The sequence below is a fragment of the Actinoallomurus acaciae genome, from assembly GCF_042429965.1.
In the GTDB taxonomy this organism is placed as follows: Bacteria; Actinomycetota; Actinomycetes; order Streptosporangiales; family Streptosporangiaceae; genus Actinoallomurus; species Actinoallomurus acaciae.
Genome location: NZ_JBHLZP010001115.1, coordinates 1271 through 1721, shown reverse-complemented (window position 1 = coordinate 1721; position 451 = coordinate 1271). Strand labels below are relative to the sequence as shown.

1 pseudogene is annotated in these 451 nt (G+C 74.9%); it reads left to right on the top strand.

Annotation, left to right across the window (positions count from 1 at the left end):
• Positions 1 to 349, top strand: a pseudogene (locus ACFFNX_RS50970) (hypothetical protein); the annotation flags it as partial.
• Between the last annotated feature and the right edge of the window lie 102 nt (positions 350 to 451).

The following is a 451-nucleotide window of genomic DNA, read 5'->3' as shown; positions in this document are numbered from 1 at the left end:
CGTGGCCGGTCCGGTCACCGAGGTGCCGCCGGAGATCGCGCGCCTCCAGGTCGGCGGCACCGACCTGGAGCGCGAGGAGGAGCCCAAGCCGCCGCCGGCCCCGCCGTACGCTCTCATCGGCCTGAACCCCGGCGCGCCCATGACGACCGGCAAGGCGGCCGCGCAGTGCGGGCACGCCGCACATCTGCTGCTCCGCGCCCGCGGCGCGTGGCCGGGCCTGCGGGTACGCGTGGTCGAGGCGGACGAGTGGAGCCGCACGGTCGCCGAGGCGGACGTCGTCGTACGCGACGGCGGTTTCACCGAAGTGGCCCCCGGAACGATGACTGCGGTGGCCCGGCTGGTGGTCTAGGGACGTGTTCCGAGGTCTCGTCGTCCGGGACGCTCCCCGTCGTCTGGGACGCTCCCCGTCGTCTGGGACGCTCCCCGTCGTCTGGGACGCTCCCCGTCGTCT